Annotated in this window: 18 protein-coding genes; 10 read left to right on the forward strand and 8 right to left on the reverse strand. The window is 71.4% G+C overall.

Features of this window, described 5'->3' with window-relative positions:
- Nucleotides 1-371 precede the first annotated feature (371 nt).
- Complete coding sequence (locus tag ACWEN6_RS35550) at nt 372-1,346, forward strand: zinc-binding dehydrogenase (protein WP_452576409.1); 975 nt, start codon at nt 372-374, stop codon at nt 1,344-1,346.
- On the opposite strand, the gene ACWEN6_RS35555 is transcribed toward ACWEN6_RS35550, so the two are convergent.
- The 7 genes from ACWEN6_RS35555 to ACWEN6_RS35585 all read right to left on the reverse strand — a co-directional run bounded on the left by ACWEN6_RS35555 (nt 1,324) and on the right by ACWEN6_RS35585 (nt 11,047).
- Nucleotides 1,324-1,482, reverse strand: coding sequence for a hypothetical protein (locus ACWEN6_RS35555; protein WP_354931721.1), 159 nt, complete (start codon nt 1,480-1,482; stop codon nt 1,324-1,326). The genes ACWEN6_RS35550 and ACWEN6_RS35555 overlap by 23 nt on opposite strands.
- Nucleotides 1,479-2,234: a helix-turn-helix transcriptional regulator gene (locus ACWEN6_RS35560; RefSeq protein WP_452576410.1), complete on the reverse strand. Its 756-nt coding sequence runs from the start codon at nt 2,232-2,234 to the stop codon at nt 1,479-1,481. The genes ACWEN6_RS35555 and ACWEN6_RS35560 overlap by 4 nt, the downstream gene beginning before the upstream one ends.
- A complete protein-coding gene (locus ACWEN6_RS35565; protein ID WP_452576411.1) occupies nt 2,231-3,064 on the reverse strand; it encodes a DUF4097 family beta strand repeat-containing protein in 834 nt (277 codons plus the stop codon). Before ACWEN6_RS35565 ends, ACWEN6_RS35560 begins: the two co-directional genes overlap by 4 nt.
- Nucleotides 3,065-3,251: 187 nt before the next feature.
- Nucleotides 3,252-3,428 carry a DUF6104 family protein gene (locus ACWEN6_RS35570; RefSeq protein ID WP_354852895.1) on the reverse strand — a complete coding sequence of 59 codons (177 nt, stop codon included), beginning with the start codon at nt 3,426-3,428 and terminating at the stop codon, nt 3,252-3,254.
- 90 nt (nt 3,429-3,518) lie between these two features.
- On the reverse strand, nt 3,519-7,250 hold the full coding sequence (locus ACWEN6_RS35575; protein ID WP_452576412.1) for a multifunctional oxoglutarate decarboxylase/oxoglutarate dehydrogenase thiamine pyrophosphate-binding subunit/dihydrolipoyllysine-residue succinyltransferase subunit: 3,732 nt from the start codon (nt 7,248-7,250) through the stop codon (nt 3,519-3,521).
- 316 nt (nt 7,251-7,566) lie between these two features.
- A complete protein-coding gene (locus ACWEN6_RS35580) occupies nt 7,567-8,232 on the reverse strand; it encodes a B3/B4 domain-containing protein (RefSeq protein WP_452576413.1) in 666 nt (221 codons plus the stop codon).
- 184 nt (nt 8,233-8,416) lie between these two features.
- Nucleotides 8,417-11,047 carry a glycoside hydrolase family 9 protein gene (locus tag ACWEN6_RS35585; protein ID WP_452576414.1) on the reverse strand — a complete coding sequence of 877 codons (2,631 nt, stop codon included), beginning with the start codon at nt 11,045-11,047 and terminating at the stop codon, nt 8,417-8,419.
- 324 nt (nt 11,048-11,371) lie between these two features.
- Between ACWEN6_RS35585 and ACWEN6_RS35590 the strand changes: the two genes are divergently transcribed.
- From ACWEN6_RS35590 to ACWEN6_RS35605, 4 genes are all read left to right on the forward strand, one after another.
- Nucleotides 11,372-11,959: a winged helix-turn-helix domain-containing protein gene (locus ACWEN6_RS35590; protein ID WP_452576415.1), complete on the forward strand. Its 588-nt coding sequence runs from the start codon at nt 11,372-11,374 to the stop codon at nt 11,957-11,959.
- Nucleotides 11,956-13,272, forward strand: a complete 1,317-nt coding sequence (locus tag ACWEN6_RS35595; RefSeq protein WP_452576416.1) for an MFS transporter — start codon at nt 11,956-11,958, stop codon at nt 13,270-13,272. Before ACWEN6_RS35590 ends, ACWEN6_RS35595 begins: the two co-directional genes overlap by 4 nt.
- Nucleotides 13,273-13,416: 144 nt before the next feature.
- On the forward strand, nt 13,417-14,535 hold the full coding sequence (locus ACWEN6_RS35600; protein ID WP_452576417.1) for an MBL fold metallo-hydrolase: 1,119 nt from the start codon (nt 13,417-13,419) through the stop codon (nt 14,533-14,535).
- Between the two features lie 102 nt (nt 14,536-14,637).
- Entirely contained in the window at nt 14,638-15,201 is a 564-nt protein-coding gene (locus tag ACWEN6_RS35605) for a DUF305 domain-containing protein (RefSeq protein ID WP_452576418.1), read from the forward strand.
- Between the two features lie 37 nt (nt 15,202-15,238).
- On the opposite strand, the gene ACWEN6_RS35610 is transcribed toward ACWEN6_RS35605, so the two are convergent.
- Complete coding sequence (locus ACWEN6_RS35610; protein ID WP_452576419.1) at nt 15,239-16,297, reverse strand: NAD(P)H-dependent amine dehydrogenase family protein; 1,059 nt, start codon at nt 16,295-16,297, stop codon at nt 15,239-15,241.
- 415 nt (nt 16,298-16,712) lie between these two features.
- On the opposite strand from ACWEN6_RS35610, the gene ACWEN6_RS35615 reads away from it, so the two are divergent.
- The 5 genes from ACWEN6_RS35615 to ACWEN6_RS35635 form a co-directional block, all read left to right on the forward strand.
- Entirely contained in the window at nt 16,713-17,609 is an 897-nt protein-coding gene (locus tag ACWEN6_RS35615; RefSeq protein ID WP_452576420.1) for an SDR family oxidoreductase, read from the forward strand.
- Between the two features lie 454 nt (nt 17,610-18,063).
- Nucleotides 18,064-19,236, forward strand: a complete 1,173-nt coding sequence (locus ACWEN6_RS35620; protein ID WP_452576425.1) for an ROK family protein — start codon at nt 18,064-18,066, stop codon at nt 19,234-19,236.
- Between the two features lie 94 nt (nt 19,237-19,330).
- Nucleotides 19,331-20,839: a sugar ABC transporter ATP-binding protein gene (locus tag ACWEN6_RS35625; protein ID WP_452576421.1), complete on the forward strand. Its 1,509-nt coding sequence runs from the start codon at nt 19,331-19,333 to the stop codon at nt 20,837-20,839.
- Nucleotides 20,836-21,954 carry an ABC transporter permease gene (locus ACWEN6_RS35630; protein WP_452576422.1) on the forward strand — a complete coding sequence of 373 codons (1,119 nt, stop codon included), beginning with the start codon at nt 20,836-20,838 and terminating at the stop codon, nt 21,952-21,954. The genes ACWEN6_RS35625 and ACWEN6_RS35630 overlap by 4 nt, the downstream gene beginning before the upstream one ends.
- A gap of 92 nt (nt 21,955-22,046) precedes the next feature.
- A partial coding sequence (locus ACWEN6_RS35635) for a substrate-binding domain-containing protein (RefSeq protein WP_452576423.1) occupies nt 22,047-22,671 on the forward strand: 625 nt, incomplete at its 3' end.

A 22,671-nucleotide genomic window follows, 5' to 3' on the forward strand; every position in this document is an offset into this window, starting at 1 on the left:
GTCCGAGGTCCCCGCACGTCGGAAGCCCTGTCCCAGCGCGGAAATCGACTCCAGGTAAAAAACGGACGACCCGCATCAGTGGTTCAGTGGCGCCGCGTAAATTTCCCGGACGTAGGCGCGTCGCCCCATGCGTGTTACGGTATTTCGTCCGGGATTGCCGTCTTGTTCCAATAATCGCCGGAGGCGTCGGTGATAACGGCGTAGCGGATCGGATGCCGCCAAGGACGCCTTTCCGGGATTTCGCGGAGTGCCGCCGGTTTCCTCCGCCGTGTCGACGAGGAGCCCGCGCCGGCGACGTGGCCGGTCGAGGATGGCCGTGGACAGGGGTGGCGGGAAGGGGACGGGGCCCGCCCCGAGGGTAGGGTGCCGCCATGTTCGCCGTGACATGCACAAGCACCGACCCAGACAACCCTCTCGCCGGTCTCACCCTCGGCGAGCGGCCCGAGCCGAAGGTCCCCGGCGGATGGGCCGTGGTCACCGTGAAGGCGACCGCGCTCAACCATCACGACCTCTGGACGCTCAGGGGCGTCGGCATCCGCCAGGACCGGCTCCCCATCGTGCTCGGCTGCGACGCCGCCGGCGTGGACGAGGACGGCAACGAGGTCATCGTCCACTCGGTGATCGGCACCCCGGTCCAGGGGGACGAGACGCTGGATCCCAAGCGCTCGCTGCTGTCGGAGAGTCACGACGGCACGTTCGCCGAACGGGTCGTCGTGCCGCGCGCCAACCTGGTGCCCAAGCCGGCCGAGCTCTCGTTCGAGGAGGCCGCCTGCCTGCCGACGGCGTGGCTGACCGCCTACCGCATGCTCTTCGAGAAGTCGGGGCTGGAACCGGGCTCCACCGTGCTCGTCCAGGGCGCCGGAGGCGGGGTCGCCACCGCGCTCATCGCGCTCGGCCGCGCGGGCGGTTACCGGGTGTGGGCGACCAGCCGCTCGGAGGACAAGCGCGCCAGGGCGCTGGAGCTCGGCGCCGACCAGGTGTTCGCCCCAGGGGCCCGGCTGCCCGAGCGCGTCGGCGCGGTGATGGAGACGGTGGGGCAGGCCACCTGGGACCACTCCCTGAAGTCGCTGCGCCCCGGCGGGCGCATCGTCGTCTCCGGCGCCACGAGCGGCGCTGTGCCGCCGGCCGACCTGAACCGCGTGTTCTTCCTGCAGCTCTCGGTGGTCGGCTCGACGATGGGGACGCGCGACCAGCTCGGCCGGCTCGCCACGTTCCTCGTACAGACCGGCGTGCGTCCCATCGTGGACCGCGTGCTGCCGCTCGACCGCGCGCACGAGGGGTTCGCCGCGCTGGAGCACGGCGAGGTGTTCGGAAAGGTGGTCTTCACGCCGCCCACGGGCCGATGAGGCACGCGGCGAGGCCGTCCCGCTCGGCGGCCTCGTCCTGCTGGACGGCTTCCGGCGTCTCCTCCCACGGCGCGCACGGTTGAGCGTGGCCGCCGAGACGGAGCAGCGGGGGGCGGAAGCCGTACAGGATCATCATCGGAGCGTGGAGCGGATGCGGGTGGCGGCCTCGTACAGGGCGTCCTGGGCGGTGGCGAGGGTCTCCTCGGTCACCGAGGACGCCGCCGCGGCGCCGCGGATCTCCTCGACGAACTCCGCCAGCATGCGGCCGAGCTCGGCGTCGCGGTCACGGGAGCCGTGCCCCTGCCAGGCCCCGCCCCAGGCGCCGCGCAGCCAGTCCTGCTTCCAGCGCTGGGTCTCCTCTTTCCAGACCCGCTTCTGGCGCTCGAACTCCTGCTTCTGCTCCTTCCACACCTGCTTCTGCTCACGCCAGGCCTGGCGGTAGTCCTCCCTGACCGTGCGCGCGTCCTCCTTGGCCTGCCGGTGTTCCTCCTGGCCGGTCTGGCGCACCTCGCGGGCCATCTGGGTCAGCTCGTCGCGCAGGGACCGCACGGTGTCGCGGACGTCCTCCTTGACCTCGCGGGCGATGTCGCGGACCGACTGAGAGATCTCCTGCTCCAGGTCGGCGAGCTCGTCCATGCGGGCTTCCAGCTCGGCCCGCCCCTTGTCGGTGATCGTGAAGACCTTCTTGCCGTCCACGAGCTCGTGGGTGACCAGGCCCTCCTCCTCCAGGCGCGCGAGCCTGGGGTAGATGGTGCCGGGAGAGGGCGAGTACACGCCGAGGAAGCGGTCCTGCAGCAGGCGGATCACCTCGTACCCGTGCCGCGGGCTCTCCTCCAGCAGTTTGAGCAGGTACAACCGGAGGCGTCCATGGGCGAAAACGGGGCTCACTGCTCTCTCCTCAGAAGGGTCACATCGGCCGACACGGTGGTCGCCGACAGGGAGGCCATGCCTCCGCCGAGCCGGCCGGACACCGACTTGACGCCCGGGCGGCTGGTGGTGCCGAGGCCGGTGAACGCGCTGTTCAGCCGGCCGGAGGTCGAGCGCAGGGACACATCGGCGTCGACCGCCCCGGGCAGCCGCACGACGATGGACCCCGAGACGCTGTGCAGGGTGACGTGGCCGGTGGGCGGCAGCTCCAGGTCGGCGGTGATGCGGCCGGACACGGTGTTGGCGCGCAGGCGGCGCGGGGTGCCGCCGGCCACGGTCAGCTCGCCGGCGACGCTGGTGAACGACAGGTCACCGGCCAGGCCCCGGCTCTCGACCGCGCCGGACACGGTCTCGGCCTCGATGTCGCCGCTCACGCCGTCCAGCACGATCTCACCGGAGACGCTCTTGACGTTGGTGCGCCTCTCGAAGCCGGCGACGACCGCGGAGGCCGAGATCACCCCGGCCTGGACGGGACACTCCTTGGGGAGGGTGAGGGTCAGCGTCGTGTCGCGCCGGCCAGGCCGCAGCCACCCGAGGATGCCGTCCCAGGTGAGGTCCTTGTAGGCCACGGTGAGCCGGCCGTCGTCGTCCTGCTCGACGATCAGCGGTGGTGTGTCGATGTCGCTCACTTCCAGGGTCGGTGGCCCGTCACTGGCGAGCACGGCGAGCCGGCCGGCGACGATGCGGACGCTCAGCTCGCTCACCGCCTCGAACGTCAGCTTCTCCGGCTTGTCGATGGTCCATTTGGGCATGGCCTCGTCCTTCGACGGCTGGTCGTGGTTGCCTTCCACGGAACACGATATATCTCGTCCGGCAGAAGTCAAGATGTATCGCGTTTTGAGAGTACGCCGGAAGTACGCCGGAAGTACGCCGGGAGCGTGGCGGCAGCGCGGCGAGAGCGGGCCGAGCACGCCTGTAGGACGCCGGGAGCACACGCCGCCAGGCGCGCCGCGAGGCGCCGGCCGAGGCGGGCGGTGGTCAGTCGTCCTCGTCGTCCAGGCGGGCGAGCCAGGTGGCCAGGCGCTCGACGGGGATCTCGAACTCGGGGTTGAGATCGACGAACTCGCGCAGCCGCTCGGCCAGCCACGTGATGCCGACCTCCTCCTCGCCGCGTCGCTCGACCAGCTCTTCGATTCCCCTGTCAGTGAAGTACATCGCAACTCTCCTGCATGTGCGGATATATGGGGAAGTCCCCCACAGAACGCCTGTGGGGGACTCCGATGACGCAGGTGACGGCGCGTCCCGTCAGCCGAGGCTCTCGGTGACGATGTGCTCCAGCTCGGCGTCGTGCGCGGCGTGCGAGCCGGCCGCCGGGGAGGAGTTGGCCGCACGCGACACCCGGCGCAGCCGCCGCCCGTCGAGCAGGCCGGGGTCCTCGGTGAGCTTCAGCGTGAGGTACGGCCACGGGCCCATGTTGATCGGCTCGTCCTGCGCCCAGATCAGCTCCACGTCGGAGCCGTAGCGGGACAGCTCGGCCCGCAGCTCCTCGGCCGGGAACGGGTAGAGCCGCTCGAGCCGGACGACCGCCACGTCCGTGCGCTGCTGCTTGTCACGGGCGTTCGCCAGGTCGTAGTACACCCTGCCGGAGCAGAGCACCACGCGCCGGACGGCCGACGGGGTGACGGTGGCGTCGCCGATCACCGGGCGGAACGCGCCGGAGGTGAACTCGGCGCTCGCCGAGGACGCCGCCTTGTGCCTCAGCAGGGACTTCGGCGTGAAGACGATCAGCGGCCTGCGGCGGTTCGAGACCACCTGCCAGCGCAGCAGGTGGAAGTAGTTCGCCGGCGTGGTCGGCTGGGCGACCGTCATGTTGTCCAGCGCGCATATCTGCAGGAACCGCTCGATGCGGGCCGAGGAGTGGTCGGGACCCTGCCCCTCGTAGCCGTGCGGCAGCAGCAGCACGACCGCGGAGCGCTGGCCCCACTTCTGCTCGCTGGAGGAGATGAACTCGTCGATGATCGACTGGGCGCCGTTGGCGAAGTCGCCGAACTGCGCCTCCCAGGCCACCAGGGCGTCCGGGCGTACGACGCTGTAGCCGTACTCGAAGCCCATCGCCGCGAACTCCGACAGCAGGGAGTCGTAGACGTAGAACTTCGTGGTGCCCTGGTTGAAGCTCTTCAGCGGCGTGTGGTCCTCACCGGTGACCCGGTCGACCAGCACGGCGTGCCGCTGGCCGAAGGTGCCCCGGCGGGAGTCCTGCCCGACGAGGCGCACCGGGTGGCCGTCGATCAGCAGGGAGCCGAAGGCCAGCGTCTCGCCCATGGCCCAATCGATGGCGTCCTCGGTCACCATCTGGCCGCGGCGCTGGAGCACCGGGGCCAGGCGGGGGTGGACCGTGAAGCCCTCGGGCAGGGTGAGCTGGGTCTCGACGACCCGCTTGATCGTCTCCTCGGAGATGCCCGTCGGGGTGTCGTCGTGCGACCACGGCACCACCTCGTCGGGGGCGGGCTTGACGACAGCGCCCGGCTCCAGCGGCTTCCTGCCGGCCTCGCGGGTCTCGGTGAAGGCCCGCTCGAGCTGCTCCTGGTAGTCGCGGAGCGCCTGCTCGGCCTCCTCCACCGTGATGTCGCCCCGGCCGATCAGCGCCTCGGTGTAGAGCTTGCGGATCGACCGCTTGGCGTCGATCAGGTCGTACATCAGCGGCTGGGTGAAGCTCGGGTTGTCGGCCTCGTTGTGGCCCCGGCGGCGGTAGCACACCAGGTCGATGACGACGTCCTTGCGGAACTTCTTGCGGTACTCGTAGGCGAGGTGGCCCACGCGGACCACGGCCTCGGGGTCGTCGCCGTTCACGTGGAAGATCGGCGCCTGGATCATGCGGGCCACGTCCGTGGCGTACACGCTGGACCGGGAGGAGGCGGGCGAGGTGGTGAAACCGACCTGGTTGTTCACCACGACGTGCACCGTGCCGCCCGTGCGGTAGCCGCGCAGCTGCGACAGGTGCAGCGTCTCGGCCACGACGCCCTGGCCGGCGAACGCGGCGTCGCCGTGCACGAGCACCGGCAGGACGGTGAAGCCCTCCTCGCCGCGCTCGAGCAGGTCCTGCTTGGCGCGCACGACGCCTTCGAGCACCGGGTCGACGGCCTCCAGGTGGGACGGGTTGGCCACCACGGACGCGGCGATCTTCTTGCCGCTGGGCGTGGTGAAGTCGCCCGACGCGCCGAGGTGGTACTTCACGTCGCCCGAGCCGTGGGCGCTGCGCGGGTCGAGGTTGCCCTCGAACTCGCCGAACACCTGGGCGTAGGACTTGCCGACGATGTTGGCCAGGACGTTCAGCCGGCCGCGGTGGGCCATGCCGATGACGACCTCGTCGAGCTCCTCCTCGGCCGCGTCGCTGAGCACCGAGTCGAGCAGCGGGATCAGCGACTCGCCGCCCTCCAGCGAGAAGCGCTTCTGGCCGACGTACTTGGTCTGCAGGAAGGTCTCGAACGCCTCGGCGGTGTTGAGCCGGCGCAGGATGTGCAGCTGCTCCTCGCGGCTCACCCTGCCGTGCGGCTTCTCGACCTTGCTCTGGATCCAGGCCCGCTCTTCGGGGTTCTGGATGTGCATGTACTCGATGCCGACCGTGCGGCAGTAGGAGTCGCGCAGCACGCCGAGGATGTCGCGCAGCTTCATCAGCGGCTTGCCGCCGAAGCCACCCGTCGCGAACTCGCGCTCGAGGTCCCACAGCGTGAGGCCGTGCGACTTGATGTCGAGGTCGGGGTGCTTGCGCTGGTTGTACTCGAGCGGGTCGGTGTCGGCCATGAGGTGGCCGCGCACGCGGTAGGCGTGGATCAGCTCGATGACCCTGGCCGACTTGGCGACGTCGTCGTCGTGCGTGGCCGAGATGTCCTGGACCCAGCGGACCGGCTCGTAGGGGATGCGCAGCGACTGGAAGATCTCGTCGTAGAAGCCGTCCTGGCCGAGCAGGAGCTGGTGGATGCGCCGCAGGAAGTCGCCGGACTGGGCGCCCTGGATGATGCGGTGGTCGTAGGTGCTGGTCAGCGTCATGACCTTGCTGACCGCCAGGCGGTTGAGCGTCTCGGGGGAGGCCCCCTGGTATTCGGCCGGGTACTCCATCGCGCCGACGCCGATGATCGTGCCCTGGCCGGGCATCAGGCGGGGGACCGAGTGGACGGTGCCGATGGTGCCGGGGTTGGTGAGGCTGATCGTGGTGCCCGCGAAGTCGTCGACGCCGAGCTTGCCGCCGCGCGCCTTGCGTACGATCTCCTCGTAGGCCGTCCAGAACTGGCGGAAGTCCAGCGACTCGGCCTTCTTGATCGACGGGACGAGGAGCTGGCGGGTGCCGTCGCTCTTCTGCACGTCGATGGCGAGACCGAGGCCGACGTGCTCGGGCTTGATCAGCGTCGGCTTGCCGTCGATCTCGGCGTAGGAGTGGTTCATGTCGGGCATCGCCGACAGCGCCTTGATGATGGCGAAGCCGATGATGTGGGTGAAGGACACCTTGCCGCCACGACCGCGCGACAGGTGGTTGTTGATGACGATGCGGTTGTCGATGAGCAGCTTCGCTGGGACCACCCGGACGCTCGTGGCGGTGGGGACCGCCAGGCTGAGGTCCATGTTCTGCGCCGTGCGGGCGGCCGCGCCACGCAGCCGCACCTCTTCGGCTCCGGACGGGGTCGCCGCCGCGGGCTTGGCCTTGTCGGCGGCCTGCGGGGCCGCAGGAGTCGTCTTGGCGGCCTTGGGAGCGGCCTTCGGAGCGGCCTTCGGAGCGGCCTTCACCGGCGCCGCCTGCGGCGGCACGGGCTGTGGCGGCGCGGTCGCGGTCGCCGTGGTGGCGTCGGCCGTCGCGCCGTTGGACCCCTCGGGCGCCTGCGCGCGGCTCGTGCCGGAGTTGGGGTTGTAATCAGCGAAGAAGTTCCACCAGGCACGGTCGACAGACTCGGGGTCCTGGAGGTACTTCTGGTACAGCTCGTCGACAAGCCACTCGTTCTGGCCAAAGTTGGTCATGGGGTTTGTCCGCGACGACTCAGACGACACGGCGGAAATCGCCCTCTTCCGCAGATCGGCGTTGGTGAATAGAGAACCTGTCCAAGGCTACTCGCCCGCAGAAGTAACGCGTGCGATCTGTGGCCGGGCTCACGCCCGATCATCCCAGGACCGTTCAAACTGGTCACGCGCGGGTAGTCAGTCCGGGGGGTGAGGTCATGCTCACCTCCGGGCATGCTCGCTCTGCCCCCGGCGCCACAGCCGTGCATCGCGGACCGACCCGGACTCAGGCGGGCGATCAGCGGGACTCAGGCGCGACGGGCCGGCCGGACTCAGACAGGCCGGACTCGTACAGGCCGGCAGAACCTCAGGCGGGGCCGACCAGCCGGGACTCCACGCGCACGCCGGGCGTGATCTCGCGCAGCAGGCCCGAGAGCTCCTCCCCGGCCGCCGCCAGCTCCTCGAGCGACATCGGCGCCAGCCGTTCGAGCAGGAAGAGCGCGTCCGCGGTGTCCTCGGTGATGCGGGTGCGCACGCACTGGCGCCAGTTCCACCTGCGGCAGGTGACGCCGCGGTCATCCCGCCAGACCACCTCGCCGATCTCGGGGTGGTCGATGACCGTCTCGCCCTTCTCGACGGCGTCGAACGGCTCTTCGCCGCTCGCGCGGACCAGCCGCGCCGTGCCCTCGTAGTGGGCGAGGTCCTCGCCGCCGATGGGCAGGACGTGACGGATGCTGATCGCGTTGTAGGCGTCGACGACCAGGTTGATCTCCGGAGGCGGCATCCGGCGCACCAGGGCGTCGACCGAGGGCCGGGTGCGCTGGGGCTTGGCGCCGAACGCGCGGTAGGCGTCCTGCCAGGCGAGGATGTTCTCGTGGGCGGGGGTGACGGCGCCGGCCGCCGCCTCGGCCAGCCACCCGCGCGAGCGCTCGTCGGAGGGCCCGTTGAGCAGGCCGTACGCGCCGATGGCCAGGACGTGGAAGTCCGGCCGCAGACGGGTGACCGCCTCGTCGATCCAGATGGCACCGATCATGCCGCCAACCCTAGCCAAGGCCGCGCGGCGGGCGTGACGGCATCCGGCCGGCGGGAGGCGCCGTCGTCCGGGAGCCCGTCGTCCGGGAGCCCGGTCGGCGGGAGGCGCCGCCGGGCGGGCTCCCGGACGACGGCCGGGCCGCCACCTCGTGAGGTGGCGGCCCGGCGGACGGTGAGGACGCAGGTCAGGAGCAGACGGCTCCGTTGAGGGTGAACAGGTCGGGGTTGGGGTTGGCGCCGGCGGGGTTGGTGCCGAGGAAGCCGAAGGTGATCGACTGCCCGGCCCCGATCTTGGCGTTGGAGGCCACGTTCTTCGCGGTCACCTTCGCGCCGCTCTGGGTGAGCCCGGCGTTCCAGGACTGGCCGGCCTGCTGGCCGCCGAGGAACGACCACGCGAGGCTCCAGCCGTTCACCGCGGTGGAGCCGGTGTTCTTGACGGTCACCTGGGTGGTGAACCCGCCCGGCCACTGCCCGTGCGTGGTGTAGGTGACCTGGCACTTGCCGGGGGCCTTGACCGTGCCGTCGCCCTGGTCGGCGACGAAGGCCGAGACCCACGACAGGGGCGAGTTCCAGTTGATCGTCAGCTCGTTGGTGGCCCAGGAGTTGATGTCGTCGATGTAGCAGAACTGGGGCTTGCAGTTCTTCAGCTTCTCGGCCGCGAGCGGGTCCTGGATGCCGGAGTTCGGGCCGCCGGCCAGGGTGCCCTTGGGCGGGTTGGGCAGCGTGGCGTCGAGCTGGTGGGAGTACCACCGGCTGTGCTGGTTGTGCGAGTTCACCTCGCCGTACCCGGTGACGTAGGACTGGTTCAGCGCGTTGCGGCCGAAGATGTAGTCGATGCCCTGCAGGACGCCGTCCCGGTACTTGCGCGTGCCGGTGAGGTCGTAGGCCGCGGCCATGACCACCATGTTGTTCAGCACCAGGTTGTTGGAGCCCCAGTCATAGGTGGCCGGGTTGTAGGGCACCCCGTACGGGTGCGCGGTCAGCGTGGCCAGGTACTTGTCGGCTCCGGCGACCACTGACGCGCGCACCTGGTCGCGGCCGGGCAGCGCGTTCGGGACGGTGGCCAGGTCGAGCCGGCCGAGCTGGGCGACGTGGCCCCAGTCGAAGCCGCGCTCGCCCCAGATGTCGGCCGTGTGCTGCGGCGAGGCCAGCACGTAGTCCTGGAACTCCTTCTCGCCGGTCGAGATGTAGAGCTCGGCGGCGGCCCAGTAGAACTCGTCGCTGACGTCGGCGTCGTCGTAGGTGCCGCCGCCGGTGCCGTCTGAGGGGGAGGCGAGTACGGCGGGGTTGGCCTTGGCCGCGGCCCACGCCTTGCGGGCGGCGGTCAGGTTCCTGGCGGCGAACGCCGCATCGTAGGGGGCGAACAGCCGGGCGGCCTGGGCGGCCGTGGCGGCGAGGTTCAGCGTGGCGGCGGTCGAGACCGGGTGCAGCTGGCGCTTCTGCGCGTCGGTGTGCGGCAGCTGCGGCAGGCCGGTCCAGTTCTCGTCGTGGATCTTGTGGTGCGCCATGCCCGCGTACGGCTTGCCGTCCGGCACCTGCATCTTCAGCAGGAAGTCCTGCTCCCAGCGAGCCTCGTCCAGGATGTCGGGGACGCCGTTGCCGCTCTCCGGCAGCGCGAGCGCGTTGTCGCCCATGGGCTTGGCCGTCGGGGCGTTCTTGGTGCGCTCGTACTCGCTCATGAGCTGGGCGACGGAGATGCCGCCGTTGACCACGTACTTGCCGTGGTCGCCCGCGTCGTACCAGCCGCCGGAGACGTCAAGGGTGTAGTCGCAGACGCCGGGCTGGCAGGGCACGTTCGTGTCGCCCTGGTTCGGCGCGACGCCGACGTGGCCGGCCGGCCTGCCATAGCCGGGGCGCAGGTCGTCGCGGATCGCGATGCCGCTGCGCTGCGGGTAGTAGAACTTCAGCGCGTCGGAGCGCAGCGTCTCGTAGGCGCCGGCGCCGATGTCGAAGGGCCGGCTGGTCTCGCCGTCGGCCGTCAGCGTGTAGCCGGCGCCCGCCTTGGTGTAGGCGCCGAAGTCGACGGAGTGGACGTTCTGCCCGGAGCTGGCGTCCACGCCGCGCGGCGTGGAGGTGCCGGAGGCGACGACGGTGCCTGCGGCGTTCTTCAGCTTCCAGGGCAGCGCGGTCGTGGCCTCGGTGACCACGGTGGCGTTCTTCGGGCCCTTGGGCAGGTAGGCCACCTGGTTGACGCGGACGCGCGGGCCGGTGTCCGGCACGTACACCTCAGGGTCGGCGCCGCCCTTGAGGCTCACGTCGTCCATGCAGAACCGCCACGGCGTGGCGCTGCCGCCGATCTGGAAGACCACCTGGCCGGTGGCCAGGTCGACCGGTGAGGTGAAGGTGTAGTGGAAGCTCCCGCCGGCCGGGGTGAGCTCCGGGTTGGCGGTCACGTAGGCCGTGTAGGGGTCGACGGGCATCTGCACCATCGCCTTGCCGACCCTCGACGGGTCGCCGGAGGCCGAGAAGGAGAACGCGTAGGTCTCGCCCTGGACGAGAGGGATGTCGTTCTGGCCGATGATGACGTCCCACGGGTTGACCGTGCCGCCGGGGATGTCGGCGCAGAGCCGTCCGCCGGTCGTGTCGAAGGTGATGTTGTCGGTGTGCCACCAGGGGTCGCTGCCGCTGTCGAAGGTCCCGTTGTGGATCTGCTCGGGGCCGTCGGGGTCGGCGTTCGCGACGGCGGCCCGTGCCTTGGTGGGCGCCGTGTTCGCGCCGGACGCCTGGGCGGCCGGGCTGGACAGGGCGGACGCGGCCAGCGTGGCCGCCGCGGTGAGGGCCAGTGAGGCCGCCCATCGCCGGGATGGTCTGATCACGCGATATCCCCAGGTGTCAAGGTCGGAGGGTCTGAGGGAACCGGATGTGGGAGCGCTCCCATAGACGTCGGTGCCCGCGATGTTTCCAACGTGTGTCCGGGCCGTCAATGGATCGGGGCGCGGCCCGTGGCGGCCCCGCTTCTGTGGCACGGCGCGCGACCCGCCGCCTAGGTGTGCCGTCTGGCCGGACGCTTCGCTCCCGCCCGGCTGCGGGCGTCGGGCGGGGCCGGGCCGCGGCTGAAAGTTTCATCTCCCGGGAGGGTGGCGACGAGTTCCGCAAACATTTCTTTGCAAATAGAACTTTGCAGAGTTATGTTTGGCGACATGAGCGATGAGAGCGAGGAGTCCGACGTCTACCACGTCCGCGATCCGCGGGCTCTGAAGGCCGTGGCCCACCCGCTGCGGGTGCGGCTGCTCGGCGCCCTGCGCCTCGACGGCCCGGCCACCGCCACCGAACTGGCCGCCCGGCTCGGCGAGAGCTCGGGCTCGACCAGCTACCACCTGCGGCAGCTCGCCAGGTACGGCTTCGTCGAAGAGGATCCCGAGCGGCGCGACGCGCGTGAGCGCCGCTGGCGTTCGGCGCACCGCTACACCGCCTGGGACGAACTGGAGATCGGCGGCACCCCAGAGGGGCGGGAGGCGGCCGGGTTCATGCGCGAGCGGCAGTTCGAGGCGCTGGCAGGCGACCGCGCGGCGTTCGAGCGCGACCGCGACTCCTGGGGGCCCGAGTGGATCGCCGCCGCCGGTATGTCCGACCACTACGCCCGGCTCACCCCCGCGTCGGTGACGCTGCTTCACGAGCGCGTCTCGGCCATGATCCACGAGCTGGAGGCCGCCGACGCGGCCGATCCCGCGGCCGAGGCGGTCATGCTCCACTTCGCCGCCTTCCCGACCAGGGGGTACACCGGATGACCAGCGCCCGTCCCACCCGCCGCCCGAGGATCTCCGCTCGCGCCGCGCTGCGGCGTTACCTGCTCGTCAGCTTTCTGACCTGGTTCCCGCCCGGCCTGATGATGGCCTCGATGGTGCTGCTGATGACCTCGCGCGGCCTGACCCTCGCGCAGGTCGGGGTCGTGACCGCCGTGTTCTCCGCCGCCGCGGTGATCATGGAGCTGCCCACCGGCGGGCTGGCCGACGTCGTGGGGCGGCGCACCGTGCTCGCCGTCTCGGCGCTGTTCAGCGTCGTGGCGATGAGCCTGATGGCCGTCGCGGGCTCGTTCTGGGCGTTCGTCGTGGTGGCGGTGTTCAAGGGCGTCGCCCGCGCGCTCGCCAGCGGGCCCGCGCAGGCGTGGTACGTCGACGCACTGCACGCCGCCGAGGGCCCCGACGCCGACCTCAAGCCCGGCCTGGGCAAGGGAGAGGCCATGGGCTCGGCGTCGCTGTGCGCCGGCACGCTCATCGGTGGTGCCCTGCCGCTGGTGGCGCCCGGCGGCCTGGCCGCTCCCATGGTGGCCGCGGCGGTGGCGGCGGCCGTGCTCTTCGTCGTGGTGCTGTTCGCGATGCCCGAGCCGCCGCGTCCGCGCACCTCCCTCGGGTCGGTGCTGCGCGACGTGCCGGTCACCGTCGGCGCCGGGCTGGGGCTGGCGTTCAGGCGGCCGGGGCTGCGCCGCCTGCTGTTCATGGCCTTCGTCATCGGCATCGGCCTCGGCGCCATCGAGATGCTCACCCCCGGCAGGCTCGCCGCGCTGACCGGCTCCGCCGAGTCCGGCGGTTCGGTGTACGCCGTCGTCGCGGCGGCCGGGTTCGGCGCCAGCGGCCTCGGATCCTGGCTGGCCCCCCGGGTGGCACGGCTGCTGCGCGGGCCGGTGCCGGCGGCGGTCGCCGGGACGGCGGCCGGCGCGGTGGCGTTCGCGTCCCTGGCGGCGTCGGTGGCGCTGTCCGGGACGGCCGGCATCGTGGCCGCCTGCGCCGCCTACGTGGTGATGTTCGCGGGGGTCTCGGTCGCCGAGATCGTGCGCGCGGAGATGCTCCACCGGCGGGTCGCCTCCTCCCGGCGCGCGACGCTGATGTCGGTGGACTCGCTTCAGCTACAGCTCGGCGGGACGGTCGGCGTCCTGGGCCTGGGGTTGCTGGCGTCCGGGGCGGGCACGGCCGCCGCCTGGTGGGTCGCGGCCCTGGTGATCCTGCTGTCCGCCCCGCTGTACCTGCGGCTGCCGCCGGCCGCGCCCGACGCGGAGTCAGGCGTCCATCCCAGGACGGTGACGGCCACCGCACACCCCGAGTAGAACAACATTCGGTGAGCGGTGCACAATCGTGGCGTCGGTTGTCCGTTGTGAGGGTTTCGGGGGTCAGGTCCCGGATTTCGGTTACGACGCCGGTCCGGGCACGGCCCCGGCGGAGGCGTCGAAGGTCGCCGGAGGGAGCGCGGAATGGGCGAGCAGGGGGCGGGACCGGCCGTCGAGGCGGCGGCCGAGCCGGGCAGGCGGGTCACCCCGGCCAACCCGGCACAGCGGGACGCCTGGATCGGCGGCGCGATGCCCGAGGTCGAGCGGGTGCGCCCCGGGCTGTGGTCCATCCCGGTGCCGATCCCGATCAACCCCCTCAGGTACGTGCTGGTGTACGCCCTGGAGCTCCCCGACGGGGTGGCGGTCATCGACGCCGGGTGGAACACCGAGGAGGCGTACGGGGCCCTGGCTGGCGGGCTCGGCGTGGCCGGGTACGCGATGACCGACGTGCGCGCGGTGCTGGTGACCCACATCCACCCCGACCACTACGGCCTGGCCGGGCGGGTACGCGAGGCGTCCGGCGCGTGGATCGGCCTGCACCCGGCGGACGCCGCGCTGCTGCACGAGCGCTACGACGAGACCAGGCTCGACGCGCTGGTCGAGCGCGAGCGGGCCCAGCTCGTGCGCAGCGGCGTGCCGCCGGTGAGCGTGGACGAGCTGAGCGGGGCGTCCAAGATGATCCGGCAGTACGTGACGATGGCCAAGCCCGACCGGCTGATCGGGGACGGCGAGCTCCTCGGCCTGCCCGGGTGGGACCTGCGGGCCGCCTGGACGCCCGGCCACTCGCCCGGGCACCTGTGCTTCGTCTCCCCGTCCCGGCGGGTGCTGTTCTCCGGGGACCACGTGCTGGCGAGGATCACGCCGATCGTCGCCGTCCACCCGCAGTCGGCGCCGGACCCGCTCGCCGACTACCTCGGCGCCCTGGCGGCCGTCCGGGACCTTCCGGTGGACGAGGTGCTGCCCGCGCACGAGTTCCGCTTCCTGGAACTGGCCGACCGGGTCGACTATGTGACCGCCCACCACGGCCGCAGGCTCGCCGAGATCGAGGCGGAGGTGGGCCGGACGCCCGGCGCGGCCTGCTGGGACCTCACCACCCGGCTCACCTGGTCGCGGCCGTGGGAGACCATCCCGGCCTTCATGCGCAGGGCCGCCACGAACGAGACCCTCGCCCACCTGGTGTACCTGGAGGCCCGGGGACGCGTCCGCCGCGCCCCGGCCGCCGGCCCCGACGAGCCCGACCTTTGGTACCCGGCGGCGCCGTGACCGGCGAGCGGTGAACACCGGGCGCCCTGCGCCCGTATCCCCCGGAGGAAGCGCGATCGTCCAGGGTGAGGGGATGCGGTGATGGGCGCAAGAGGAGTCGCCGTGGCCGGTGTGGCCGCCGTGCTCGGGCTGGTCACCATGGTCTCGGCGAGCGGCTGCGCCGCGGCGCCGGACGGCGGGGCGGTCAAGGTGGCCGCGTCCTACGACGACCTGCCCTACAACCTCACCGACGTGCTGTTCCGCCGGGAGATGATCCTGCACTACCGCCAGGGGGTCACGCTGGCGCGGCTGGTCCCCGGCCGCAGCCGCGACCCCTACGTGCGGGGGCTGGCCGGGCGCCTGACCGGGGAGGAGGCCGCGCAGGTCGAGGAGCTCGCGGTCTCGCTGCGGATGTGGCAGTTCACGGTGCCGGACTCCGACAAGCCTCCGGTGCACCAGATGGAGGGCATGCTGACCCCGGCCCGGCTTCTCGCGCTCAAGGGACGCTCGGGCCCGGCGTTCGACCGCCTGTGGCTGACCACGCTCGCCCGGCACACCGACTACGGGGCCCGGCTGGCCGACAAGGCCCGCGACGAGGGCAAGGACGCCGCCACCGTCGCCCTGGCCCGCCGGACCGCCACCGCCCAGAAGACCCGCCTCACCGAGATCGTCTCCCACCTGTCCTGACGCCTGACGCGGACCGGTGTCCCGCCGTACGGCGGGGTCAGGGGAGGCGGGTGGCGCCGCGGCCGGTGGCGAGGGGGAGGTCCAGGAGGGTGCGGATGCCGGGCGGGGCCGCGCAGACCGAGGCGATCGAGTTGACCGCGTGCGCGGCGGCGCCCGCCAGGCCGTGGGACACCTCGTCGATCTTCAGCATGAGCTGCGGCCGTCCCTCGATGTGGATGGCGAAGCCGGGCTCGGGCCAGCGGCGGACCTTGGCGGCGTCGGACTTGTAGACGCACTCCACCGTCATGAACGGCCGCCCCCGGACCAGCCCGGAGAAGACCCACCGCGAGGCGCAGACCGTGCCGGGGGCGATGACGCCGGCGGTGATCTCGAACTCCTCCGCCGCCAGCTCGAACTCGTCGCTCTCCTCGACCTCGTCCAGCGCGACGCCAAGCGCCTCGGCGACGAGTTGGACGCTCTCGGAGAACAACGCGCGCTGGACGGCCCTGAAGGGGCGCACGGCCGTCGCGTAGTCCTTTGGGGGGCGGCCGAAGCCGATGAGGTCCATGACGATCTGCCGCGAAGGGTGCCCGAGATAGTCCGACGACTCGCGCACGTAGATGTGGTCCAGCCGCGTCGACAGGCCGGTGAGGGCGAGCGGCAGCAGATCGCTCATGAAGCCGGGGTTGATGCCGGTGCCGTACACCGAGGTGCCGCCGGCCTGGCACGCCGACTCGAGTTGCGCCACCACGGCCTGGCCGTAGACCTGCGGGTAGATGAAGCCCGTGGTGGTGATGACGTTCTTGCCCGAGGCGAGCAGCGCGCAGACCGTCTGCAGGTCGGCGGCGTAGTCGCCGCCGAAGTAGGCGGCGGGCAGGGGCATGTGCAGCACGCAGTCGGCCTCGGTGGCCATGACGCGGTCGACGTCGTCCACGCACAGCACGCCGGTCTCGGGGAGCCCGACCAGGCCCCCGGCGTCCAGGCCCACCTTGCCGGGGTCGTACACCAGCACGCCGACGAGATCGAACTCGGGCCGGGTGATGACGCTGTGAAGCGCATAGCCGCCGACGGCGCCCGTGGCCCACTGGATGACGCGGAGGGGCGGCTGTGCGGGCATGCGAGGCCTCCAGCCCAGGGGGGTCGCGGACGGGGCCCAGCGAAGCTGGGGGTCGACGCCGACCCTCGCCCTTGCGGGGCAGAAACTATAGCAGAATCACAGCCACCCGATCACTATCCGCTACATCGTCCTCGCGCTGGTGCGGCCTCGATTCTCCGGCCCCCGCGACGGCGAGAACGGGCGGGCGATCGGGCGCCGTGACGCTGGGTCGCCGGGATCCCGAGGGTCGGAACGTGGGCGGGGTCTGAGGCGCGAGAGCGCGGCGCCAGCGGCTGAGGCGGGAGGACGCGGCGCCGGCGTGGTCCGGGGCGGGAGGGCGCGGCGCCGGGGTCTGGGGCGCGAGGGCGCCGCGCGATATTGTGAAGCCAGCTTTCTAGAATGTTGTTCTCCTGGCTTCTCCTCGAAGGGTGGGCGCATGTCGGAACTGAGGTTCGACGGGAAGGTCGCGGTCGTCACCGGGGCCGGGCACGGTCTCGGCAGGTCGCACGCCATCCTGCTCGCCGAACGCGGCGCCAAGGTCGTCGTCAACGACCTCGGCGGCGCGCTCGACGGCACCGGGGCGTCCACGGGGCCCGCGGCCGAGGTCGTCGAGCTGATCGCCAAGAACGGCGGCGAGGCGGTCGCCAACGCCGACAACGTGGCGACGCCCGAGGGCGCCGAGGCGATCGTGCAGACCGCGCGCGACGCGTTCGGCCGGGTGGACATCGTGGTCAACAACGCGGGCATCCTGCGCGACAAGTCCCTCGGCAAGATGGCCGTGGAGGAGTTCGACGCCGTGCTCGCCGTGCACGTGCGCGGGTCGTTCCTGGTCAGCCGTGCGGCGTTCCCGCACATGAAGGAGCAGGGGTACGGCCGCATCGTCAACACCTCCTCCCCGGCCGGCCTGTTCGGCAACTTCGGCCAGGCCAACTACTCCACCGCCAAGATGGGGCTGGTGGGGCTGACCAAGACCCTGGGCATCGAGGGCGCCCGGGCGGGCATCAAGGCCAACGCCATCGCGCCGATCGCCTGGACGCGGATGACCGAGTCGCTGCTGCCGGCCGAGTTCGAGCAGAGGTTCACCGCCGACCGCGTCAGCCCGCTGGTCGCCTTCCTCGCCCACGAGAGCTGCCAGACCAGCGGCGAGGTCTTCAGCGTGGGCGCCGGGCGCGTCGCCCGCGTCTTCGTCGCCGAGGGGCCCGGGTGGCGGACCGACGACCTGACGATCGAGGCGATCCGCGACAACTGGGAGGCCATCCTCGCCGAGGAGCCCTATGTGCGCCCGACCACGCTGGGCGAGCAGGCGACCGCGTCCATGAAGGCCATGCTCTGACGGCCATGCTCTGACGGGGTCCGCCCCGGCGGCCCGTGAGCCGCCAGGGCGCGTGCGTCCCGGGCCGTGTGTTCTCCAGGCCGCGCGATCACGGGTGTCCGCCGTGGTCGCGCGGCTTCGGTGTCTCCGCGGCTTCCATGGCCGGGCCTGGTTCGGTGTCCCGCGGCCGCGTGGCCCGGCGTGCCTGTGATTCGGCGCCCGATAGCTCCGATGTTTCGGGGTGCTGAGGAGATGATCCGGCTTCGGTGGCGCCGGTGGAGTTAGCGTTCACATGGGGCGGCGGGTGCGGCTGCCCCGCAGGTCGGCCGTAGTGAACAGTTAAGGTGACGTGCGTCACGTGCTTTTGTTGATAACAGCGAAAGTTACTGATTGTCATCAAAAAGTGCTTTTCAGCACGGCGCGGGTGGTCTAGCTTCGGCGTCACCACACTCCGTGCGGAGGCGCTGTGAAACGCATGCCCGTACGGCCGGACAACGTGCACCAGGCGACCCTGCTCCGTCTGCTGCGCGAGGGCGGCCGGTCGCGAGCGGAGCTGGGGGACGACGTCTCGCTCTCCCGCTCCAAGCTCAACCTCGAGCTGGACCGTCTCATCGAGACGGGCCTGATCGAGCCGGCCGGGCTCGCGGCCTCGCGCGGCGGCCGGCGGTCGGGGATGGTCCGGCTGTCTCCCCACCTGAGGTTCGCCGGCATCGACATCGGCGCCACCTCGGTGGACGTGGCCGTCACCAACGGCGAGCTGGAGATCCTCGGCCACGTGAGCCAGCCGTGCGAGGTCCGCGAGGGTCCCGCCACCGTGCTGGGCCTGGCGATGGAGCTGCTCGCCAAGCTCCGCGAGCAGGGGCTGTTCACTCAGCTCCACGGGGCCGGCATCGGAGTGCCCGGCCCGGTGAGCTTCCGCGACGGCGTCCCGTTCGCGCCGCCGATCATGCCCGGCTGGGACCGCTACCCGGTCAGGGAGGTCGTCAGCCAGGAGCTCGGCTGCCCGGCCATGGTGGACAACGACGTGAACCTCATGGCGCTGGGCGAGCTGCACGCGGGCTTGGCCAAGCAGGTCGACGACTTCCTGCTCATCAAGATCGGCACCGGCATCGGCTGCGGCATCGTGGTCGACGGCAAGATCTACCGGGGGGTCTCGGGCAGCGCCGGCGACATCGGCCACATGCGGGTCGACGACCAGGGACCGCCCTGCACCTGCGGCAACACGGGGTGCCTGGAGGCGTACTTCGGCGGCGCGGCGCTGGCGAGGGAGGCGGTCAGGATCGCCCCGAGCTCGCCGTACCTCGGCGAGCGGCTGGCGCTGGGCGGCAGGTTGTCCGCCGAGGACGTGGCCGCGGCGGCGACCCTCGGCGACCGGGCCGCCCTCCAGCTCATCCGGGAGGGCGGGCGGCAGGTGGGCCAGGTGATGGCCGGCCTGGTCAGCTTCTTCAACCCCGGCCTGGTGATCATCGCGGGAGGCGTGGCCCGTCTGGGCCACGTACTACTCGCGGAGATCAGGAGCGTCGTGTACCGCCGGTCGCTGCCGCTGGCGACCGGGAACCTGCCCATCGTGCTCTCCGAGCTCGGCGACACCGCCGGGATCATCGGTGGAGCCCGGCTGATCAGCGACCACGTGTTCAGCGCCTCGTAACCCCGTCCCCCCACCGTCCGGCTGTGTCCTTCACCGATCTTCACCGCACTTCCGTTCCGACCAGAACCACTACCCGACCCACTTCGGAGGCCCTGTGAGCGACCTGCTGGTCATGCGAGGGATCGTGAAGCAGTTCCCCGGCGTGCGCGCCCTGGACGGCGTCGACCTGGACGTCCGGGCCGGCGAGGTCCACTGCCTGCTCGGGCAGAACGGCGCGGGGAAGTCCACCCTGATCAAGATCCTCGCCGGCGCGCACCGCCCGGACGAGGGCACCGTGACCTTCGGCGGCGAGCCGGTGCGCTTCGCCGGGCCCATCGCGGCCATCAGGTCGGGCATCTCGACGATCTACCAGGAGCTCGACCTGGTCGACGGCCTGTCGATCGCCGAGAACATCTTCCTCGGCCACGAGCACGCCGCGTTCGGCTTCACCCGCAGACGCGACATGAACCGGGCCGCCGCCGCGCTGCTCGACCGGCTCGGGCACGGCGAGATGCGCCCCCGGACCGAGGTCGGGCGGCTGCCGGCCGCGGGCAAGCAGATCGTCAGCATGGCGCGGGCCCTGTCCCACGAGGCCCGGCTGATCGTCATGGACGAGCCGTCGGCCGCGCTGGCCCACGACGAGGTCGCCAACCTGTTCCGCGTCATCAGGGACCTGACGGCGCAGGGCGTGGCGGTCGTCTACATCTCCCACCGCCTGGAGGAGATCCGCGAGATCGGCGACCGGGTCACCGTGCTCAAGGACGGCAGGACGGCCGCCGTCGGGCTTCCGGCGCGCGAGACGCCGACCTCCACGGTCGTGTCGCTGATGACGGGCAGGGACGTGGAGTACGTGTTCCCCCCGCGCCCGGCGCCCGGCGCCCACGACGAGCACGCCGAGGTGCTGCGCGTCGAGGGCCTGACGCTGCCCGGCCGCTTCGCCGACGTCTCCTTCAGCATCAGGGAGGGCGAGATCGTCGGCCTGGCGGGCCTGGTCGGGTCCGGCCGGTCGGAGATCGTCGAGACGGTCTACGGAGCCCGCAAGGCGGCCTCGGGTCGGGTCGTGCTGGCGGGCCGCCCGGTGCCGCCCGGCAGCACCGGTCGGGCCGTGCGGCTCGGCATGGGACTCGCGCCCGAGGAGCGCAAGTCGCAGGCCCTGCTGATGAACGAGACCGTCGCCCGCAACATCACCATCGCCGGGCTGAAGAAGTACTCGCGACTGGGCTGGATGGATCGCGGGCAGGAGCGCACCGCGGCCGCCCGCCTGGTCGAGACGCTCGACATCCGTCCCGGCGACCCCGACCGCCCGGTCAGGACCCTCTCGGGCGGCAACCAGCAGAAGGCCGTGTTCGCCCGGTGGCTGGTCGAGGACCGCAAACTGCTGCTCCTCGACGAGCCGACCCGTGGGGTCGACGTGGGCGCCCGCGCCGAGCTGTACGCCGTGATCCGGCGGCTGGCCGACGAGGGCGTGGGAGTGCTGCTGGTGTCCAGCGAGGTCCCGGAGGTGCTCGGCCTGGCCGACCGGGTCCTGGTCCTGCGTGAAGGCAAGGTCATCCACGAGTCGGACGCGCGCGACCTCGACGAGCCGCGCGTCCTTGACATGATCATGGAAGGGAGCGCGCTGTGACGGACGCACGCGCCTCGGACAGCGGCACTCCCGGCGACGTCGGCGACCCGCCCGCACGGGACCTCGGCGCCGCCGGCGAACAGGTGCCCGAGGACGCCCGGCCGCCCGCCGACGAGCACGCCCGCGTCGAGAACCAGGCGCGGGCGACCGCGGCCACGGGTCCCGGCGTGCTGGGCCGGATGGGTCAGGCCCGCCACCTCGGCCTGGTCGTGGCGCTCGCGCTGCTGGCGGTGGTCGGCCTGGTCACCACCCCCGAGAGCTTCGCCACCTCCTCGAACCTGGTCAGCATCCTCGCCCTGGCCTCGACGATCGGCGTCATCACGGTCGGGATGACCTTCGTCATCATCGGCGGCGGCATCGACCTGTCGGTCGGTGCGGTCATGGCCCTGGCCTCGGTGTGGGCCACGACGCTCGCCACCCAGGCGTACGGGCCGGTCGTGATGGCCATCTGCGCCATCCTGGTCGGAACCGGCGCGGGGCTGGTCAGCGGATTCCTGATCTCCTACGGGCGGATGGTGCCGTTCATCGCGACGCTCGCCATGCTCGTGGCGGCGCGCGGTCTCGCGCAGCGCATGTCCGACCGCAGGACCCAGCTCGTGCAGCCGGACAACAACGCCATCGTGGAGCTTTCCACGACGCGGGTGCTCGGCCTGCCGCTGCTGGTCTACATCTTCGCGCTGGTGGTCGCCATTGGATGGCTCGTGCTCAACCGCACGACGTTCGGGCGGCGCACCTACGCGGTCGGCGGCAACCCGGAGGCCGCCCGGCTCGCCGGCATCGACGTGCGGCGTCACACGATGACGCTGTACGCGCTGTCCGGCCTGTGCTGCGGCATCGCCGCGGTGCTCATCATGGCCCGTACGACCACGGGCTCCAGCACGCACGGCGATCTGTACGAACTGGACGCGATCGCCGCGGTCATCATCGGGGGAACCCTGCTCACCGGTGGCCGGGGGACCATCATCGGCTCGATCCTCGGGCTGCTGATCTTCACGGTCATCACCAACCTGTTCATCCTCAACGGCCTCAACACCAGCGACCAGCTCATCGCCAAGGGCCTGATCATCGTGATCGCCGTGCTGCTCCAGCGGCGGAGCCTGGAATCGCGCACATAGGCGGGTCACCGCCAGGTCGTCCCCACCGCTGCCCCGGAACGCCTCTCGCGCCGAGGGCCGGCGACCCCCTGTACCAGAAGGAGAAAATGATCATGGACAAGCGCGTCGCCAGGCGAGGGTTCCTCGTCAGCGGAGCCGTCGTCGGCGCGGGAGCCCTCGTCGCCGCCTGCACCAGCAACGAGCCGGCGCCCGCCGCGAGCTCGGCCGCCGCCGCCCCGCAGGCGAACTCGGGCGGCACCGACAACGACCAGCCGGGTACCAAGGTCGTCATCGGGTTCTCGGCGCCCGCGGCCGACCATGGCTGGATCGCGGCGATCACCAAGAACGCGCAGGACGCGGCGAAGAAGTACTCGGATGTGGAGTTCAAGCCGGTCGAGCCGACCAATGACATCAACCAGCAGATCTCGGCGGTGGAGTCGTTGATCGCCGCCAAGGTGGGCGCGCTGGTGATCCTGCCCAACGATGGTGAGCAGTTGAACCAGGTGGCTCGCAAGGCGATGGACGCCGGCATCCCGGTGATCAACCTGGACCGGGTCTTCCCCGACAAGCTCTCGTACCGCACCTGGATCGGGGGGGACAATTACGGCATGGGCGTGGCCGCGGGCACCTACATCGGCAAGACGCTGAAGGACAAGGGTGTGTCCAACCCGGTGATCCTGGAGATCCAGGGCATCGCGACGCTGCCGCTGACCCAGGACCGCAGCAAGGGGTTCGCCG

The organism is Sphaerisporangium sp. NPDC004334 (assembly GCF_053602655.1).

Bases quoted from the DNA above. Each gene is read 5' to 3' on its own strand.
- ACWEN6_RS35590 (WP_452576415.1), top strand. From the start codon at position 11,372: ATGAGCGATGAGAGCGAGGAGTCCGACGTCTACCACGTCCGCGATCCG.
- ACWEN6_RS35620 (WP_452576425.1), top strand. From the start codon at position 18,064: ATGCCCGTACGGCCGGACAACGTGCACCAGGCGACCCTGCTCCGTCTG.
- ACWEN6_RS35610 (WP_452576419.1), bottom strand. From the start codon at position 16,297: ATGCCCGCACAGCCGCCCCTCCGCGTCATCCAGTGGGCCACGGGCGCC.
- ACWEN6_RS35580 (WP_452576413.1), bottom strand. From the start codon at position 8,232: ATGATCGGTGCCATCTGGATCGACGAGGCGGTCACCCGTCTGCGGCCG.
- ACWEN6_RS35595 (WP_452576416.1), top strand. From the start codon at position 11,956: ATGACCAGCGCCCGTCCCACCCGCCGCCCGAGGATCTCCGCTCGCGCC.
- ACWEN6_RS35600 (WP_452576417.1), top strand. From the start codon at position 13,417: ATGGGCGAGCAGGGGGCGGGACCGGCCGTCGAGGCGGCGGCCGAGCCG.
- ACWEN6_RS35555 (WP_354931721.1), bottom strand. From the start codon at position 1,482: ATGATGATCCTGTACGGCTTCCGCCCCCCGCTGCTCCGTCTCGGCGGC.
- ACWEN6_RS35615 (WP_452576420.1), top strand. From the start codon at position 16,713: ATGTCGGAACTGAGGTTCGACGGGAAGGTCGCGGTCGTCACCGGGGCC.
- ACWEN6_RS35550 (WP_452576409.1), top strand. From the start codon at position 372: ATGTTCGCCGTGACATGCACAAGCACCGACCCAGACAACCCTCTCGCC.
- ACWEN6_RS35570 (WP_354852895.1), bottom strand. From the start codon at position 3,428: ATGTACTTCACTGACAGGGGAATCGAAGAGCTGGTCGAGCGACGCGGC.